Raw genomic sequence first — 16386 nt, 5'->3', positions numbered from 1 at the left:
ATTCCCTTTCCTCGCGTTATTTGCTATATATGACCGTCACGATCCCCTCCACCTGCTATGCGGTCTCTCAGACCATTCAAGGACGGTCACGCCGATGGAAGAAGTGCTGGACACACTCGATTCGCTGGACTCGGATCAGGAGTTGAAGATCGACAAGCCCTTCGCCTATGGCGTCGGCGCCTCCGTCGCTTTCCATCTGATCTGCGCCCTCCTGCTCATCGGCCTCCCTCAGGGGCCGCAGAGCCGCCAGTCCGTCACCTACATCGATCTCAGCCTCCCCCAGTCCCAAGCCCCCTCGACCTTCGTCCCTGCGACAAAAGAAGCGCCGGTCACGGTACCGAAGGTGCAGAAGCCTGAGGTCATGGCCGAGAAAGAGATCGTGCCCGATACTCCCCCGAAGCCCCAGGAGGCGGAAGGGCCGAAAGCGGTCCCCCAGCAACAGCAGGCGGCACAGGAGACGAGGCCGGAAGAGCAGCGCTCCGCCACCACCTTGGGTCTCGGCCTGACCAGGGGATACTTCAGGAGCCTTGCCGAAGGCGAAAGCCTGCGCCCGGCGGTGAAGGACTACTTTCTGGAGATGTTGGAGGGGATCAACAAGAAATGGTGGATGGATCAGCACTTCGACAGCAAATCGATCGCGCCGTTGGTGGTGAACATCGTGGTGGCCAGAAACGGCGAGATCGTCGGCAGCGAGGTCATGATCAGCTCCGGCAATTACCGCTACGACAGGGCGGTACTGGCGGCAATCAAGGCCGCAAGCCCGCTCCCGCCGCTTCCCGCCAGCTACCAGGGGGAGTATTTCCAGGCTCCGCTGCGGCTGGTCCCGCCGCTGAACCTGATGACCTGGTAAGGGGCTACCCCTCTTCCAGGTCGAGGTCGATAATATCGAGCGGCTCCTCGCCCGTCAGCGACGAGAGGCGTTGAGCCACGTCATGAAAGCCGGGATTATGCCTGTGTACCTCGCGGTATAGCTCGACCGCCTGGTCGACTGAACCGCCGGTCTCGTAGAGATAGGCCAGCTCGTAGCTCAAAGCCACCCACTCCCCGTCCGAAAGGACGTCCAGATCCCTTCCGCGTTGCAGAAGATCCTGCGCCTTTTCAGGCTCCCCTTTTTCACGGTAGCAGACAGCCTGTAGAGTCAGGCAATCCAGCCGGCGCTGGGGATTGCCCGCCGCTACGGCGAACTCCTTGATGGCCTGGCTGTACATCCCCATCTCCTTGTACCCCACGCCCAGATCGTAATGGGATTCCAGCTCATCAAGGTCGTCGGCCTGTTCGGCGGTGATGGCGGGGAAGATTTCCTGCCATCCATGCGTCACCTTGGGCTCGGTCTCTGGAAGTGCCTGTTCGGCCTCTTGCGCCTCTTCAAGCTGCAGCTCAAGTTCATGAGCGTCGACCTGCTCGATTTCATGGCCAAGCTCGGTCTCATGGGCAAGGTCGATCTCCTGCACAGCCTCGATCTCCTGTGCAGCCTCGATCTCCTGTGCAGCCTCGATCTCATCGGCAGGTTCGATCTCAAGGGCCGGCTCTAATTCATGAGCAGATTCGGGCTCATCAAGCTGCACAGCCTCTTGCGAATCTTCCGCCCACTCGATGTCAGGGAAGTCGGAGTCATCCGGCAGATCCAGATCGAGCAGCCCTTCGTCATCAGCAGTTAACGACGCATCGTCATCGGAAACAAAAGGATCAGACGGCAGCTCTATTTCTACAGGGAAAGGTGCCTCGGCGGGAGCAGCGGTGTCGCCAAATGCTGGCGCCTCCTCAAACGGTGAGGCGGCCGGGAAAGCATCGGAGAAGACGGATTCTTCTGCAACCGCAACCGGAGGCTCCCCTTCGCCAAACGGAGAGGGAGCTTCTTCAAACGGCGAGGCGGCCTCCTCTCCAAACGGAGATGGAGCCTCTGCGAAAGGAGATCCTACCTCGACACTCTCACCAAAGGCGCAAGGCGGCTCTTCCGCAGGGAACTCCTCAAGTTCCAGAGACCTCGAGAAATCGAGTGGCAGCTCTACCTCGGACACTGCCGGTTCGCTGGTCATCCCTCCATCGTCATCAAGATCCAGCTCTATCTCTTCCTCCCAGTGAGAGGCGAGATCGGGCATTGCCGCCTCTCCTACACTTACCCCGGTAACTTCAGATGGGGCGGGAGTATCAAAAGCGCTCGGGGCTTCCGGTTGAGCGGGTGCGGGCTCGAAGGCGCTCGGCGCCTCGGTCTCCGGGGACGAGAAAGGATCCTGCGTCGAATAACTCTCCCCTGCGGCCTGGCTCTGCTGCTCCAGGGCTCCCAGCTTGTCGAACTCTCCCGCCGCCTCGTAGAGCCGCCTGAGCCCGTCAAGAAGGCGCGGTTCCCGGGCGAAATCCGGGGGAAAGGAGAGGAAGACGGCTTCGGCTGTGGCCGACGCGCCATGGTCGATGAAGCGCGGCAGGTGAAGTTCCAGAAGCGACAATGCCCCGCGGCAATCGCCGCTATCCAGGTGAAAACGGATGCCCCCCTCAAGGACGCTGAGGTCGTCCGGAAAGAGGTTCATCATCTGGTGGAATGCCTCCTTCAAACCGGCTGAATTCCCGGCCTTGCGCTCGGCTTCGGTCAGCAGCTTCCAGGCGGCAATGCTTCGGGGATCCCGCTTGACCTTCTCCTTAAGGGCGGCGATGGCGGCTGGATAGTCCCCCGCGGCAATCTTTGCCGATACTTCATCCAGGTCATCCTGCTGCCGGTCAGGGAAGAGCTGGCGCATGCGCTCCCCGACCTGCTTCGCCGCCGCACCGTCGCCGCGTGTCTTCAATGAGGTGAGCAAACTGGCGAAGGCGTCGTAGGCGGCATCGCCGGCACCCGTGGAGAAGAGGAGTTCGGCATGCTTAAGCCTGGTCGCAGCATGGTCGCCGTCTACCACCAGCATCTGCTCGAGGACCTTTACCGCCGCATTGAGATCCCCTTCCTTCTCGTATTGCGCAACGACCTGGCTGTACTCCGCAAAGGCATTGCCGACCAGTCCCTGCTTGTGGTTCAGTGAGGCAACCAGGAGGGTGATTGCAATGTTCCCGGGGGACAGACGCTGGATCTGCTTGTAGACAGCGATGGCTTTCAGGAAGTAGGAGTTCTCGGCATAGTCCTTGGCGATGTCCTCGTATTGCGCGATGGCCTCTTCCTTCCTGTTGTCACGCACCAGGAGCTCGGCAAGTTTCTGTCGGTACCTGATCTCCTTGGGCTCGAGCGCGACCACCTGCTGGTAGTCCTTGATGGCCTTGTCCAGCTGGCCTTTCAGTAGGAAGCGCTGAGCACTCTCGAGATATTTATCCTTTTTAGAAGCCAATTTACGCCTCGTATCACGCAGAAATATTAAGTGCTAAAACTAAAACAAACGGGCTTCCGTGTCAAGACTGATGCTGCCTAAGGGCGCGAATGATTTGCTTTAGCCTCGCAAGCTCGTCTGGGCTGAGTGTTCTGTCGTGGTAAACCGCGCTTCCGTAGACAGAGGCGAACTCACTGACCTGAGGATCGCCGACCCCGTCCGCAAGTTCGAAGAGCCCAGCTCCTTCCCGGTATGCAGCAGGATAGCGCTTCCTGACCACACGGATAAAGCGCCTGAGGATCTTCTCCTCCCGGCTCCTCGGCGCCTTCAGGTAGAGTAAAACCAGACCCGCCACCATCACCAGGGCCGCTGCGACGCCGGCCAGAGTTTTCCAGAACCGTTGCGGCAGCCGCAGATTGCGCGCCTTGCCGCCGGCGGTCCTGATGAGCGAGATCTGCTTGTCCAGGTCATAGGTGATAACCGCCTTGTTCCAGAAGAACCCGAGCGCATCGACATACATCCGCAACTGCCTCGCCGCCCCGTTATTGCGGGCGAAGCCGATGGACCAGGCGCTGGGGTCGATGGAGACCCAGCCGCGATCCGGGTCAAAGGCCTCGACCCAGACATGCGCCATGTCTTCGGTCACCAGGTAGTAGCCTCCCATGGCGTTATAGCTCCCTCCGCGGTAGCCCCCGACCAGGCGGGCCGGCACCCCTGCCAGCCGCAGCACCGTGGCGCAGGCCGAGGCGAACAACTCGCAGTGCCCCCTTTTCTTGACGAAGAGAAACGAGTCCAGCGGATCGGCCCCCGTGGGGAGACCGGTGGTGGCATAGGCCAAGCTCTGCCCGCGAAAAAACCGCTCGACCAGCCTGAGCTTTTCCGGGACGCTCAGCCCCGGACGCGCGAACTCGAGCCCCTTGGCCCGCATCCTGTCCGAGACCGTCGGCGGGAGGGCCAGGTAGAACTTTCGGTCGACGTCTCCTTTCACGGAAATGACCTCTGACAGGACGGAATCCGCCTGGTACTTCACCCGTTTGTCCGGGGCATACTGGGCCATGAAGACGTCATCACCGAAGGCGCTGTTGCGCAGGCCCGAGATGCTTCTTGGGATGTTCAGGGCCAGCAGATACGGGTTTCGAGAGGGCTCGGGGTAGATCTCCTGGTGCACCGCTGTCCCCTGCCCCACCCTGATGATCTGCTCGTTTTCGGGGACAGGAAGGCGCACCCAGTCGTTTCCCTTGAAGCCGTTGAGGACTATGCCGCGCCAGTAGAGCTTCTGATCGGGAACACGCTGCGAAGTGGCGCGCAGCACCACGCTCTTCACCTCGGAGACGGAGGAGGAGCCACCGGGCCTTACCCGGTCGGTGAAACCGGTCTTCTTCTCCCCGGGCTGGTTCATGAAATCCCAGAGCGGATACTGGGTCCTCGGGAGCACCACGAACAGGAAGAGGAGGATCGGGAGCGAGGCCACCGGCATAAGGCCCGCCACCCCCAGCACCTTCTTGACCTCCTCCTTCCGCAGCGTGAGCTCAGGGTCCTGGGCATGGAAGGTCAGCACCACCAGGGAGACCCCCAGCAGGAGCAGGAGCAGGAGGAGGTACAGGATGAAGAGGGCCGAGAGGTTGTAGAGCGACGAGGCGGCCAGGCAGAAGAGGGAGAGGGCGAAGACCTGGAGATAGTTCCTGCCGCTACGCTCGCCGAGCATCCTGATGCCGAGGAAGATGACCAGCAGGTCGGCGGTGACCTGGATCATGTTGTTCAGCGAGAACCCCGACGCGAAGTAGAGGAAAAGCGCGATGGAAAGCGGGGTCAGGACGCGCCCCGAGAGGGTCCGCCTGCTTCGGTCCAGATAGATCCCCGCGACCAGTGCGGCCGGGAAGAGGAACCGGGGGATGGGGTCCAGGTACGGCTGGAGGGGGAGGTAGCCTATTAACGCGATGCAGACGGTAAGCCCGCTGAGAAGCCCCTTAATTCTGACCATATACCGCAAGCTCTCCGAGCAGTTTCAGCCTGTGCGTTCTGGTGGCGCCGGGGGGAATCACCTGGTCGCCGAGTTTGAGGCCCGCCGGACGCCCCTCCTTGATGAACCGGTTCACCAGGTAGGAGCAGTACGACAGCCGCTCATCCAGGTCCCGCCCCGGGATCTGGTCCAGTTCCAGGACCACCGGCTCCTCTGCCGTGGCCGTCATTTCCTTCACCTTCAGGACCTCGTGCTTGGCCGACAGGCGCCAGTGGATGAATTTCGGCGGCTCCCCTCCGGTGTAATCCGTGATCTTGGCCACCTCCCCTTCGTACCCCTTGGCGGCAATGTCCCTTGCCTGCCCGGCATCGGGCCTCCCCCCCTGGAACAGCCCCCCCGCGGTACGCGGCGCGGGAAAGACGACGAAGGACCCCGGAACGGGAATCATCGTGTAGCGGATGAAGAAATTCACAGGGAAGGGGGAGCTGATCCGGGCGCTCTCCAGACTTCGCCTGCCGCGGTGGTCGAAGGAGACGAGGAGCGAAGCGGTCTGGGGCTTGCGGGGGTCCAGCATCAGGAAGTGGACGGGGCGGCCGGCGATGGTTGCGGTGAGGAGAAAGGATGGCAGGAACCTCCTGTGGTTCTCTATCTGGACAGAGGCGAGGGTCCTGGTCCCGGCGTAGAGCTCGTCGGGGACGCGGACCGTGAGCGAGAGGCCGCGGATGTTCATCCAACCGAGCAAACCGGAAACCGCCATGAAGGCGAGCATGGCTGAGACGATGAGAAAGAGAAGGTTATTCCCGGTGTTTACCGCTGCAACGCCCAGAAGAAGCGTGGACGCCACGTAAAACGCCCCCCCCTTGGTGAGACTTATGTGAGAGGGAGCGGTATTTCCTTCAGTATCGCGCTTAATATCTGCTCCTTGTCCACCCCTTCCTGCTCGGGGCGGAAGATCAGGCGGTGCGCGCAGACGACCCGCGCCACCTCCCTTACGTCCTCCGGGATGACGAAAGACCTCCCGTGCAGGTATGCCGCGGCTTTGGCGGCATCGACCAGCCCGATCCCTCCGCGGGTCGAGATGCCGGTCAGGATGAGCGGGTGCTGGCGGGTCGCCTTGACGATGGCGTAGACGTAATCGGTCACCCTCTCCCCTATGTAGACCTGGGTCTTCACCGTCCGGATCGCTTCCAGGAGATCCTCCTTGCCGATCATGGGGGCGATATGGAGGATCTCTTCGCGGATGCTGCCGTGCATGAAGATGGACTTCTCGGTCTCCTCGGGGGGGTACCCTATCCCGGTCTTGATGATGAAGCGGTCCATCTGCGATTCGGGAAGTGGATAGGTCCCCACCTGTTCGACAGGATTCTGGGTGGCGAGGACCAGGAAGGGGTCGGGAAGCTGGTAGGTCACCCCCTCCACCGTCACCCGGCGTTCCTCCATGGCCTCCAGGAGGGCGCTCTGGGTCTTGGGCATGGCCCGGTTGATCTCGTCGATGAGGACTATGTTGTTGAAGATGGGCCCTCGTATGAAGGTGAAACGCCCCTCGGTGCGGTCGTATATGGAGAGTCCGGTGATGTCGGAGGGAAGGAGGTCGCTGGTGCATTGGACCCGCCCGAAGGAGAGCCCGAGAGAGCTGGCGAAGGCCAGCGCCATGGTGGTCTTGCCGAGACCGGGGATATCCTCCAGCAGGATGTGCCCCCCGGTCAGCAGGGTCATGAGGCAGAGCCTCACCGCCCTCCCCTTCCCCTTCAGATGCTGGCCAACCAGATTGTCGAGGACCGCCACCATGTCGTCGCGTTTGGGCAGGCTTTCCAACGTGCACCTCCTGGGCAGCAACCGATTCATTATAGCAGAGAGGGCTGGTAATAGAAAAGGGGCCCCCGGGGAGTCCCCTTTCGAAATATCAGAGGCTTTCAGGGGGGATGAATCCCCCTCTAAAGCTGCCCCATGAACTTGTGGGTCTGGGGGATCACCCGGACCTCCTTGAGCTGGGAGGCGATCTCCTGGAACTCCAGCATCCTCAGAGGCGAGGTCGGGATGGTGCCGTCGGGAAGGGTAACGGGCTGCAGGATGAGCGGGATCTCTTCGTCGACTGCCGCAATCATGTCGCAGCTGCGCTGGATCTCCCAATCCGCGGTGGTCTGGTCGATGACCACCTTGACGTAGACCTTCCTCTGGGAGGCAAGCTTCAGGAACTCCTGGTGCTCGTACCAGAGCCCGTTGCAGCCTGAGGCGGAAGGGAGCTTGATGTCCATCCCGATGTAGTCGAGGTGTGGGAGGAGCGGCTCGAGTGCCTGCGGGAGAGAGCCGTTGGTCTCGAGGTGGATGGGGAGGAGCCTCCTCAGCTTGGGAAGCCACTCCAGCAGGAAGGCTCCGTGCAGCAGCGGTTCTCCGCCGGTGACACTGATCGAATGATGGGTACCGGGCCAGCCGATGGTCCAGCTCTCGATGAGAGAGAGGACCCGGTCGCAGCTCACCGGGTTCGGCACCGGGAAGAAGTCGCGTCGCCCCGGTGTCAGCTCCAGCAGGCACTCCTCCGGGACGGCCGTCATCCCCGGGGTGTCGCAGAAGGTGCAGTTGAGGTTGCACCCCGAGAAGCGCAGAAACGCCTGGCGCAGCCCGACCAGTATCCCCTCCCCCTGGATGGAGGAGAAGCATTCGACCATGCCGGCAGCGTTATTCATAGTAGCTCGCCGAGGCAAAGTCCGACTCCCAGACGGTGACGATCTCGACCTTGACGTTGTCGTTTCCGAGGATCTTGGTCAGCTCGCCGTAGAGGTAGCGGGCGATGTTTTCCGAGGACGGGGACAGAGTGGAAAAGGGGGGAAGCTCGTTGAGGTATTTGTGATCCAGGGTCTTCAGGAGCGCGTTGGTCTCCCTCTTGAGGATCTTGAAGTCCACGCCCAGGCCGGCCTTGTCGAGCTCGTTGGTGGTGATGGAGACCTCGACCTTCCAGTTGTGGCCGTGCAGATTTTCGCAGTCGCCCTGATAGTTGATGAGGTTATGGGCCGCGGCGAAGGCTGTGTGAATGGTTAGACGGTACATGCTTCCTCCGTGATTAATGATATGCGGGTAAATATAGCACGGCCCCCGGGGCATGACCAGAAAAAGACCAACAGTGGCGGCAAGGTGAGGGAGCCAGGGAGGCGGAACTAGATGTCGATGCTCTCACCCGGTTTAAGCCGCGGCGCGGCGGGGGAGGTCATGGAGTTGTAGGCGAGTACGAAAAAGAGTACGACCAGCGAGGCGAGGAGCAAAAAGGTCGGCGCCAGCGGCGCCCGATCGTTGGCTGTGCTGCCCTGAACGAATCCCGCGACGGCAACGAGCGCACCCCACCCTCCCAATATCCAGCCGACTATGAAGCCGAGATAGGTAAGGCGGGACTCGTCGGCCATCCCCCAGAAGAGAAATCGTGAAAGTTCGGCATGAAAAAAGGTGGCCAGTATGACGCAAATGACGCCGGCCACCATGAACCTCATCCCGCTGCGAACCGTTTTCCTACGCATTACCCGAACCCCACGCCCCCTGCATCCTCACCTCTCGCACCAGCTCACGTCCCCTATCCCCTTCCTCAGGACCTCGGGGACATCTCCAATGAGACTTACCACCGAACTGACATCCGCGGTAAGCTCGCCGCCGTCGACCACGAAGTCCAGGAGCTTGCCGAGATCGGATTCCACCTGCCAGGGGTTGCCGATGGGGTCCTCGCCGGAGAGATTCGCGCTGGTGGTGACGATGGGCGCGCCGAGCTCCTTCACGATAGCGAGGCAGATCTTGTTGTCGGGAATCCTGATGCCGACGGTACGCTGCTTGGTGAGCAGGAGGTCGGGCACCACCGAGTTGGCCTCCAGCACGAAGGTGTACGGGCCCGGAAGGAGCCTCTTCATGACCTTGAAGGCGTAGTTGCTGACCTTCGCGTACTGTGCTATCTCGGAAATGTCGGTGCAGATGAAGGAGAAGGGTTTCTTGCGGTCGCGCTGCTTGATGAGGTAGATCCGCTCGATCCCCTTCTTGCTGAAGATGCTGCAACCGATGCCGTAGGTCGTGTCAGTCGGGTAAGCCACGACGCCGCCCTTTTTGAGGGCGTCGACCACTTTGCTGACCAGCCGGGGTTGCGGGTTTTCGGGATTTATCTCGATCAGCATGCTCTACTCGCTGGGGTTCAGGCCCAGAAGCGGCTCGTGGACGAACCGGCCGTGCTTCTGGATCAGGATGTCGTCGAACCAAAGTTCGCCGTCGCCGGTCAGGATCTTCACCATGTCCCAGTGGACCGCAGACCGGTTGCCGTTGTCGCACTCGTCGTAGGCCTGGCCGGGGGTGAAGTGGATGGAGCCGAAGATCTTCTCGTCGAAGAGGATGTTGCGCATCGGCACCCGGATCTTGGGATTGACCCCGATGGCGAACTCGCCTACGTAGCGGGCCCCCTCGTCGGTGTCGAGGATCTTGTTGAGCTCTTCATCCATACCGGGAGAGGTGGCCTTGACGATGCGCCCCTTCTCGAACTCCAGTCGGACGTTGTTGAATTCCTTCCCCTGGTAGACCGTGGGGCAGTTGTAGGTGATGTACCCCTCGACCGAGTCGCGTACCGGCGCCGAAAAGACCTCGCCGTCGGGGATGTTGAGCCGGCCGTCGCACTTGATGCCGGGGAGCCCTTTGATGCTGAAGGAGAGGTCGGTATCGCCCGCCACGATGCGGATCCGGTCGGCGGCGTCCATGCAGGCCTTGAGGGCATCCTGCTTCCTCGACTCCTCCTCCCAGTCCATGCAGCAGGCCGCGAATAGATAATCCTCGTACTCGTCCAGGCTCATCCGAGCTTCCTGCGCGGCCCCGTGGGTGGGATAGCGGGTGATGACCCAGCGGGTGTGCTTCACGCGCCGGTCCACGATCGGGCGCACCAGCTTCGACCAGGCGATCATGTTGCCCTGGTTGGCCTGGGCCATGGCCATCGAGTTGTCTGATGCGGTGAGGCCGATATAGACGTTCACCTTCTTCATGAACTCGAGCTTGTGCTCTGGGAAGTAGGAGATCTGGTCCTGATTGGCGGAGTTGAAGAAGTAGCGGTTGATGTCGGGGATGGTGAAATCGTACTCGACGTACTTCGCCCCCTTCTCGAGGCAAAGGGCGTAGATTTCCTTGACCAGAGGCGCGGCCTCCAGCCCGGAGCTCGAGATCATGACAATGTCGCCCGGCTGCACCCGAGCCGAATAGTTGACGAGGACTTCAGCGAGCTGTCTTATGCGAGGATCTTTCATACCGGTACCCCCAGTAGTGAGTTGAGTTGACGGGTGCGGCGCATTGCGGTTTTAATTCACCATTCACCATTCACCATTCACGTCTTTTCACCTTCCCGTATGTCCGAACCCTCCGCTGCCTCTCTCGGTCTCATCGAGTTCCTGGACCTCCACGAAGCTGGCCCTTTCGCAGCGTGCGAAGACGAGTTGGGCGATCCTTTCCCCGTCGTTGAAGGTGAAGGAGTCCGAACCGAGATTGATCATGATGACGCCGATCTCGCCGCGGTAATCGGCGTCGATGGTCCCGGGAGAGTTGACCAGGGCGATACCGTGCCTGAGGGCGAGCCCGCTCCTGGGCCTCACCTGCCCCTCGTAGCCCGGCGGTATCTCCATGGCAAGCCCGGTCGGGACCAGCGCCCTCTCCCCCGGGTGCAGGGTGAACGGGGCATCCAGGGCGGCATGCAGATCGACGCCGGCCGCATGCTCCGTCTGATAGGCCGGGATGGAGCTCTCCCTGAGCCTCTTTATCCTGACAGTGAAACCGTTCATATCACACGTGGATTTGGCTGTCTGCGAAGGAAGTCGTGCCGACCCTCCCCAGCATCACCAGGGTTAGGGTGGAGTTGTCGAGGATGTTGTTGGCGAGTCTCATGATGCTGTCGGAGTCAACCCGTTCGAAGCCCTCCATGATCTCGGAGAGGGGCATGGGAGCGCCGAAGTAGATCTCGTTCTTGGCCAGCCGCGACATCCTGTTGTCGCTCGATTCCAGGGAAAGGAGGAGGTTCCCCTTCAGCTGCTCTCGGGCCGCGTCCAGCTGCACCTGCGGTACCGGCTCTTCCTTGAAGCGGCGGAGTTCGCGCAGCATGATTTCGATGAGCTCCGTGCTGTTTTCCGGGCTGGCGCCGGCGTAGACCACCAGGGATCCGGCGTCGGCATGGGAGGCGAGGTAGGAGTAGACCGAGTAGGCCAGCCCGCTCTTCTCGCGCACCTCCTGGAAGAGACGGGAGCTCATGGAGCCGCCCAGGATGGCGTTCATCACGAAGGCGTCGTAGCGCTGGGGGTCGCTCTGCTGGACGCCTTTGACGCCCAGGCAGACGTGAACCTGCTCCAGGTCCTTCTCGACCAGCTCGATCCGGCGCTGATAAACAGGCAGCGGCCATTCGCTGCGCCCGTTGCCGCCTGCAATGGAACTGAAATGCTGCTCGACCAGCGAGACCAGCTCCTCATGGGTCAGGTTGCCAGCGGCGGAAACGATGATGTCGTCCCCGCGGTACATCTGGTCCCTGAAGCCCATGATGGATTCACGGGTCAGCCCGGAGACGCTCTCCTCGTCGCCGAGGATCGACATCCCCAGCGGGTGCCCCTTCCAGAACTGCTGATGGAAGATGTCATGGATCAGGTCGTCGGGGGTGTCCTCCATCATGTTGATCTCCTGGAGCACCACGCGGCGTTCCTTTTCGATCTCTTCGGGGTCGAAGGTTGAATGGAGGAAGAGGTCCGTCAAGAGGTCGACGGCGTTGGGGAGGAACTTGTCCAGCACCTTGGCATAGTAGCAGACGTACTCGCGGCTGGTGAAGGCGTTGAGGACACCGCCCACCGAGTCGATCTCCCTGGAGATGTCCAGGGAACTGCGGCGCTCGGTCCCTTTGAAGAGGAGATGCTCGATGAAATGGGCCACGCCGTTCAGCTCCCGCCTTTCGTGGCGGGAGCCGTTGGCAACCCAGATACCGATGGAGACTGAGCTGGCATACGGTATCCGCTCGGAGATGACGCGGATACCGTTATTGAGGATGGTCTTGTTTATCATGGCTTGAACTATACCGTGACGTCAGGAAAATGCCAGCTAGGCCCGCGGTCTTACTCCGTGAAGGTGGCGCCCAGCGCCTCTTTCCTGGAGAGCTTGATTTTGCCCTGCTTGTCGATGCCGATGCACTTCACCAGCACCCGGTCTCCTTCGTTGAGGACGTCGGTGACGTTCTTTACCCGCTCGGTGTCGAGCTCGGAGATGTGAACCAGTCCGTCGGTGCCCGGGAAGATCTCCACGAAGGCGCCGAACTCCATGACCTTCTTGACGGTGCCCATGTAGAGCTTCCCTTCTTCGGCCTCGGCGGTCAGGTTGCGGATCATCTTGATGGCGAGATCGCAGGCTTCCTTGTTGGTGGAAGCGATGTTGATCTTGCCGGTGTCCTCGATGTCGATGCTGACGCCGGTAGCCTCGGTGACGCTCCTGATGTTCTTGCCGCCGGAGCCGATGACGTCGCGGATCTTGTCGACCTTGACCCAGATGGTGGTGATGCGCGGGGCGAAGGCGGAGAGGTCGGATTTCGGAGTGGCCAGGGTCTTGGCCATCTCGCCCAGGATGTGCAGCCTGCCGTCCTTGGCCTGTGCCAGCGCGGCCTGCATGATCTCGCGGGTCACGCCGCCGATCTTGATGTCCATCTGCAGCGCGGTGACGCCTTCGGCGGTTCCTGCCACTTTGAAGTCCATGTCGCCCAGGTGGTCCTCGTCGCCCAGGATGTCGGAGAGGATGGCGAAGTCGTTGCCTTCCTTGATGAGGCCCATGGCGATACCGGCGACCGGCGCCTTGATGGGGATACCGGCGTCCATCATGGAAAGGGCACCGCCGCAGACGGTGGCCATGGAGGAGGAGCCGTTACTCTCGGTGATGTCGGAGACGATCCTGATGGTGTAGGGGAAGTCGTCATGCTTGGGGAGCACCTTCTGCAGGGCGCGCTCGGCCAGCATGCCGTGACCGATCTCGCGACGGCCCGGGGCCAGCCTGAAGCTGGTCTCGCCGACGGAGTACGGGGGGAAGTTGTAGTGCAGCAGGAACTTCTTCCTGGAATCGCCGTAGAGCGAGTCGATGCGCTGCTCGTCCACCGAGGTGCCCAGGGTGGCGGCCACGATGGCCTGGGTCTCGCCGCGGGTGAAGAGTGCGGAACCGTGGGCACGGGGGAGAAGACCGGTTTCGGTGCTGATGGTGCGGATGGTCTTGGTGTCGCGGCCGTCGATGCGCTGGCCGTCCTTGATGATGTGCTCACGGACCAGGTCGTACTCGAAGTCCTCGATGAAGCCCTTGATCTCCTTCTCTGCCCCTTCGTACTCGGGGGCGAGGGCGGCGATGGTCTCCTCGGTGATGGTGTCGATGGCGGTGTGGCGCTCCATCTTGGTCTTGATGCGCACGGCCTCTTTCATGCCGTTGTAGGCCAGGGCGCGCACCCGCTCCTTGAGCTCGGCGTTCACGACCGGGGGCTCGATGACGCGCTTCACGGTGCCCACCTTGGCTGCCAGCTCTTCCTGGGCGGCCAGGATCGGCTGCACGGCGGCATGGCCAAAGAAGATGGCTTCCAGCAGGTCGTTTTCGGAGACCTCGGAGGCGCTCCCTTCCACCATGAGGATCGCGTCCTTGCTGGCGGCGATCACGATCTCCAGATCGCTCTTCTCTTCCTCTTCGGCGCTCGGGTTGGCGACCAGCACGCCGTCCACGCGGCCGACCTTGACGCCGGCGATGGGGCCTGCGAAGGGAACGTCCGAGACCATCAGCGCCGCGGAGGCGCCGATCATGGCGAGGATGCCCGGGTCATGGTCCTTGTCCGCCGACATCACGGTGGCCATCACCTGGGTGTCGTTCATGAAGTTTTCCGGGAAGAGCGGCCTGATCGGACGGTCGATGAGGCGGGAGGTGAGGGTCTCGTTGTCGGAGGGACGCCCCTCGCGCTTGAAGAAGCTGCCGGGAATCTTGCCGCCGGCGTAGGCCTTCTCCTGGTAGTTGACGGTCAGCGGGAAGAAGCCCTGGCCTTCCTTGGCGGTCTTCATGGCGACGGCGGTGACGAGTACCATGGTGTCGCCGCTCTTGATCATGACTGCGCCGCTTGCCTGCTTGGCGATCCAGCCCGTTTCTATGCTGATGGTCTTGCCACAGCATTCTGCCTGTACTGTGTGTTTCATTTACGGCCTCCTGATGTACTACTTGTGGTTGGTGTTGGGGCCGCCGAGAAAAGGGCCTTGCAGGCGCGGCGAAGCGCTGCAGGGCAGTTTTATCCACGCCCCCAACAATGAAAAAGGGCACTAGGCCCTTGCGAAAAAGAGGAAAGGCAATATACCCGTAGAGGTATACTGCCTTTTCTTACCTTCTGATACCGAGTTTAGCGATAATCGCCTTGTATCTGTCGACGTCTTTCTTCTTCAGGTAATCGAGCAGACCCCTTCTCTGACCGACTATCTTCAACAGACCGCGACGGCTGTGATGATCTTTCTTGTGCACCTTGAAATGCTCAGTCAGATAGGTGATTCTTTCAGAAAGAATCGCGATCTGCACTTCCGGCGAACCGGTGTCCGAGTCGTGCAGCTTATGAGCTGAAATGATTTCCTGCTTCTTTTCAGTTACCAACATGAGATTCCCACCCCCTTCCACTTTCTTTATTATATCTGACACCACGCAGGTTTAGTAGCGCGGGAAAGATCGACATCCCCAACTTAGTACCATAAAAGTGGCTACGTGTAAAGGATAATAGCTAGTTGAATACCCTCGCCAGACGCAGTCTCGAGTCGGTTTGACACTGCGCCACCGCGAGGAATTTCTCCCCCTCATAGAGCCTCACCTGCTCGCCGGCCACGAGGTCCGGCAGCGGCTGAACGAAGTCGGATTCCGCGGGAACCACGCCGTTTCGCACCTTCCTCCCCCCCTCCGGATTGAGCTCGAGCCTTTTCAGGTGGCAAAGCGCCAGGTCCAGCGAAAGGAGGAGCGATTCCTGATCCTTGCACTCGGCGAGCTCCGCGATCTTCACGGCCTGCTCCTCACGGAAGGCACCGCTCCCAAGGCGCCGGAGCTCGATGAGGTGGGCGCCGCAACCGAGGGCCTCGCCGATGTCGGTGGCCAGCGTGCGGACGTAGGTGCCACGGGAGCAGCGCACGGTGAAGGAGGCTTCCGGAAGGCGGATCCAGTCGAAGGTGAGGGAATGGATCACCACCTCGCGGGCCTCCCTCTCGACCTCCACCCCCTTGCGGGCCAGCTTGTAGAGCGGCACGCCGTCGCGCTTGATGGCCGAGAACATCGGGGGAAGCTGGGAAATCCGCCCGAGGAAGCTCTTGGCCACCCGCTCCAGGTCCTCCGGGCAGAGGTGCGTCCAATCCCTCTCCGAGGTCGGCGTCCCGGTGAGATCCTGGGTGTCGGTGGTGATGCCCAGCCTGAGCACGGCCCGGTACTCCTTCTCGGACTCGTCCAGGAACTGGATCGCCTTGGTCCCCTCGCCCACCGCAACCGGGAGCACACCGGTGGCGAAGGGGTCGAGCGTGCCGGTGTGGCCCACCTTCTTCTGCCCTATGGCGCGCCTGACCATGGCCACGACGTCATGGGAGGTGACGCCGGGCTCCTTGTCAATCACGAAAAAACCGTTCAGCATCCGCGCATCTGCTCCAGGCGTTCGAAGACCAGCGCCTTCACCTCCGCGAGGCTCCCCCTGATGGTGCACCCTGCGGCGTTGTGGTGCCCGCCGCCGCCGAAGTGGGCCGAAGCGGCCGCCACATCGACCTTACCCTTGGACCTGAAGCCGACCTTGTAGAGGTCTTCCTCGATCTGGCGGAAGAAGAGCGCCACCTCGACTCCGCGTATCGAGCGCGGATAGTTGATGAAGCGGTCGGTGTCCTCGGCAGTCGAGCCGGTCTGGCGGTACATGTCGAGGGTCACCGTCACCGACGCGTACTCGCCGCTGGAGGAGATGGTCAGATCGGAGAGAGCCAGGGCCAGGAGGGCGATCCTCTGCTTCGGCTCGCTCTCGTAGAGGTGCTCGTTGACGTCCCAGGCGTTGACCCCTTTGGCGATCATTTCACCGGCGATGGCGAAGGCCTCGGGATTCGAGTTCGAGTAGTGGAAGCTCCCGGTATCGCTGAGGATCGCCGTGTAGATGCA

At 61.5% G+C, this 16386-nt stretch carries 16 protein-coding genes; 1 reads left to right on the top strand and 15 read right to left on the bottom strand.

The annotated features are described in order from the left end of the window. The first annotated feature begins 94 nt into the window (after positions 1 to 94). Positions 95 to 850, top strand: coding sequence for a TonB family protein (locus AC11W3_RS00335; protein WP_484090860.1), 756 nt, complete (start codon positions 95 to 97; stop codon positions 848 to 850). Between the two features lie 4 nt (positions 851 to 854). Here AC11W3_RS00335 and AC11W3_RS00330 read toward each other — a convergent pair whose 3' ends face one another. The 15 genes from AC11W3_RS00330 to AC11W3_RS00260 form a co-directional block, all read right to left on the bottom strand. Next, positions 855 to 3308 (bottom strand): tetratricopeptide repeat protein, encoded by a 2454-nt coding sequence (locus AC11W3_RS00330; RefSeq protein ID WP_484092287.1) that lies wholly within the window; start codon positions 3306 to 3308, stop codon positions 855 to 857. 61 nt (positions 3309 to 3369) lie between these two features. Beyond that, entirely contained in the window at positions 3370 to 5268 is a 1899-nt protein-coding gene (locus AC11W3_RS00325; protein ID WP_484090862.1) for a transglutaminase TgpA family protein, read from the bottom strand. Continuing rightward, a complete protein-coding gene (locus AC11W3_RS00320) occupies positions 5255 to 6091 on the bottom strand; it encodes a DUF58 domain-containing protein (RefSeq protein ID WP_484092286.1) in 837 nt (278 codons plus the stop codon). Before AC11W3_RS00320 ends, AC11W3_RS00325 begins: the two co-directional genes overlap by 14 nt. 26 nt (positions 6092 to 6117) lie before the next feature. Further along, the gene (locus AC11W3_RS00315; RefSeq protein ID WP_484090900.1) at positions 6118 to 7035 is read right to left on the bottom strand and encodes an AAA family ATPase; all 918 of its coding nucleotides are present in this window, start codon (positions 7033 to 7035) and stop codon (positions 6118 to 6120) included. 146 nt (positions 7036 to 7181) lie between these two features. Next, positions 7182 to 7931 carry a 7-carboxy-7-deazaguanine synthase QueE gene (locus AC11W3_RS00310; RefSeq protein WP_484090864.1) on the bottom strand — a complete coding sequence of 250 codons (750 nt, stop codon included), beginning with the start codon at positions 7929 to 7931 and terminating at the stop codon, positions 7182 to 7184. Beyond that, a complete protein-coding gene (gene queD / locus AC11W3_RS00305) occupies positions 7924 to 8292 on the bottom strand; it encodes a 6-carboxytetrahydropterin synthase QueD (RefSeq protein ID WP_484090865.1) in 369 nt (122 codons plus the stop codon). Before queD ends, AC11W3_RS00310 begins: the two co-directional genes overlap by 8 nt. Positions 8293 to 8399: 107 nt before the next feature. Then, positions 8400 to 8753, bottom strand: coding sequence for a hypothetical protein (locus AC11W3_RS00300; RefSeq protein ID WP_484090866.1), 354 nt, complete (start codon positions 8751 to 8753; stop codon positions 8400 to 8402). 27 nt (positions 8754 to 8780) lie between these two features. Then, on the bottom strand, positions 8781 to 9392 hold the full coding sequence (locus AC11W3_RS00295; RefSeq protein WP_484090867.1) for an L-threonylcarbamoyladenylate synthase: 612 nt from the start codon (positions 9390 to 9392) through the stop codon (positions 8781 to 8783). Between the two features lie 3 nt (positions 9393 to 9395). Beyond that, the gene (locus tag AC11W3_RS00290) at positions 9396 to 10499 is read right to left on the bottom strand and encodes an aminopeptidase (RefSeq protein WP_484090868.1); all 1104 of its coding nucleotides are present in this window, start codon (positions 10497 to 10499) and stop codon (positions 9396 to 9398) included. Between the two features lie 87 nt (positions 10500 to 10586). Further along, complete coding sequence (dut, locus tag AC11W3_RS00285; protein ID WP_484090869.1) at positions 10587 to 11027, bottom strand: dUTP diphosphatase; 441 nt, start codon at positions 11025 to 11027, stop codon at positions 10587 to 10589. A 1-nt stretch (position 11028) separates the two neighbouring features. After that, positions 11029 to 12285: a M16 family metallopeptidase gene (locus tag AC11W3_RS00280; protein ID WP_484090870.1), complete on the bottom strand. Its 1257-nt coding sequence runs from the start codon at positions 12283 to 12285 to the stop codon at positions 11029 to 11031. Between the two features lie 50 nt (positions 12286 to 12335). Beyond that, positions 12336 to 14426 carry a polyribonucleotide nucleotidyltransferase gene (pnp, locus tag AC11W3_RS00275; protein WP_484090871.1) on the bottom strand — a complete coding sequence of 697 codons (2091 nt, stop codon included), beginning with the start codon at positions 14424 to 14426 and terminating at the stop codon, positions 12336 to 12338. Between the two features lie 178 nt (positions 14427 to 14604). After that, positions 14605 to 14871: a 30S ribosomal protein S15 gene (rpsO, locus tag AC11W3_RS00270; RefSeq protein WP_484090872.1), complete on the bottom strand. Its 267-nt coding sequence runs from the start codon at positions 14869 to 14871 to the stop codon at positions 14605 to 14607. 121 nt (positions 14872 to 14992) lie between these two features. Further along, entirely contained in the window at positions 14993 to 15877 is an 885-nt protein-coding gene (gene truB / locus AC11W3_RS00265) for a tRNA pseudouridine(55) synthase TruB (protein ID WP_484090901.1), read from the bottom strand. Continuing rightward, positions 15874 to 16386: DHH family phosphoesterase (locus AC11W3_RS00260; protein WP_484092285.1), on the bottom strand; the 513-nt coding region annotated here is incomplete at its 5' end. The genes truB and AC11W3_RS00260, both read right to left, overlap by 4 nt.

The sequence above is a fragment of the Geomonas sp. genome (assembly GCF_056994735.1).
This window is presented reverse-complemented; position numbering and strand designations above follow the sequence as displayed.

Coding starts and splice junctions, on each gene's coding strand:
- AC11W3_RS00335 (WP_484090860.1), top strand. CDS start 95: ATGGAAGAAGTGCTGGACACACTCGATTCGCTGGACTCGGATCAGGAG.
- AC11W3_RS00325 (WP_484090862.1), bottom strand. CDS start 5,268: ATGGTCAGAATTAAGGGGCTTCTCAGCGGGCTTACCGTCTGCATCGCG.
- AC11W3_RS00315 (WP_484090900.1), bottom strand. CDS start 7,035: ATGGTGGCGGTCCTCGACAATCTGGTTGGCCAGCATCTGAAGGGGAAG.
- AC11W3_RS00310 (WP_484090864.1), bottom strand. CDS start 7,931: ATGAATAACGCTGCCGGCATGGTCGAATGCTTCTCCTCCATCCAGGGG.
- queD (WP_484090865.1), bottom strand. CDS start 8,292: ATGTACCGTCTAACCATTCACACAGCCTTCGCCGCGGCCCATAACCTC.
- AC11W3_RS00300 (WP_484090866.1), bottom strand. CDS start 8,753: ATGCGTAGGAAAACGGTTCGCAGCGGGATGAGGTTCATGGTGGCCGGC.
- AC11W3_RS00295 (WP_484090867.1), bottom strand. CDS start 9,392: ATGCTGATCGAGATAAATCCCGAAAACCCGCAACCCCGGCTGGTCAGC.
- AC11W3_RS00290 (WP_484090868.1), bottom strand. CDS start 10,499: ATGAAAGATCCTCGCATAAGACAGCTCGCTGAAGTCCTCGTCAACTAT.
- dut (WP_484090869.1), bottom strand. CDS start 11,027: ATGAACGGTTTCACTGTCAGGATAAAGAGGCTCAGGGAGAGCTCCATC.
- AC11W3_RS00280 (WP_484090870.1), bottom strand. CDS start 12,285: ATGATAAACAAGACCATCCTCAATAACGGTATCCGCGTCATCTCCGAG.
- pnp (WP_484090871.1), bottom strand. CDS start 14,426: ATGAAACACACAGTACAGGCAGAATGCTGTGGCAAGACCATCAGCATA.
- rpsO (WP_484090872.1), bottom strand. CDS start 14,871: ATGTTGGTAACTGAAAAGAAGCAGGAAATCATTTCAGCTCATAAGCTG.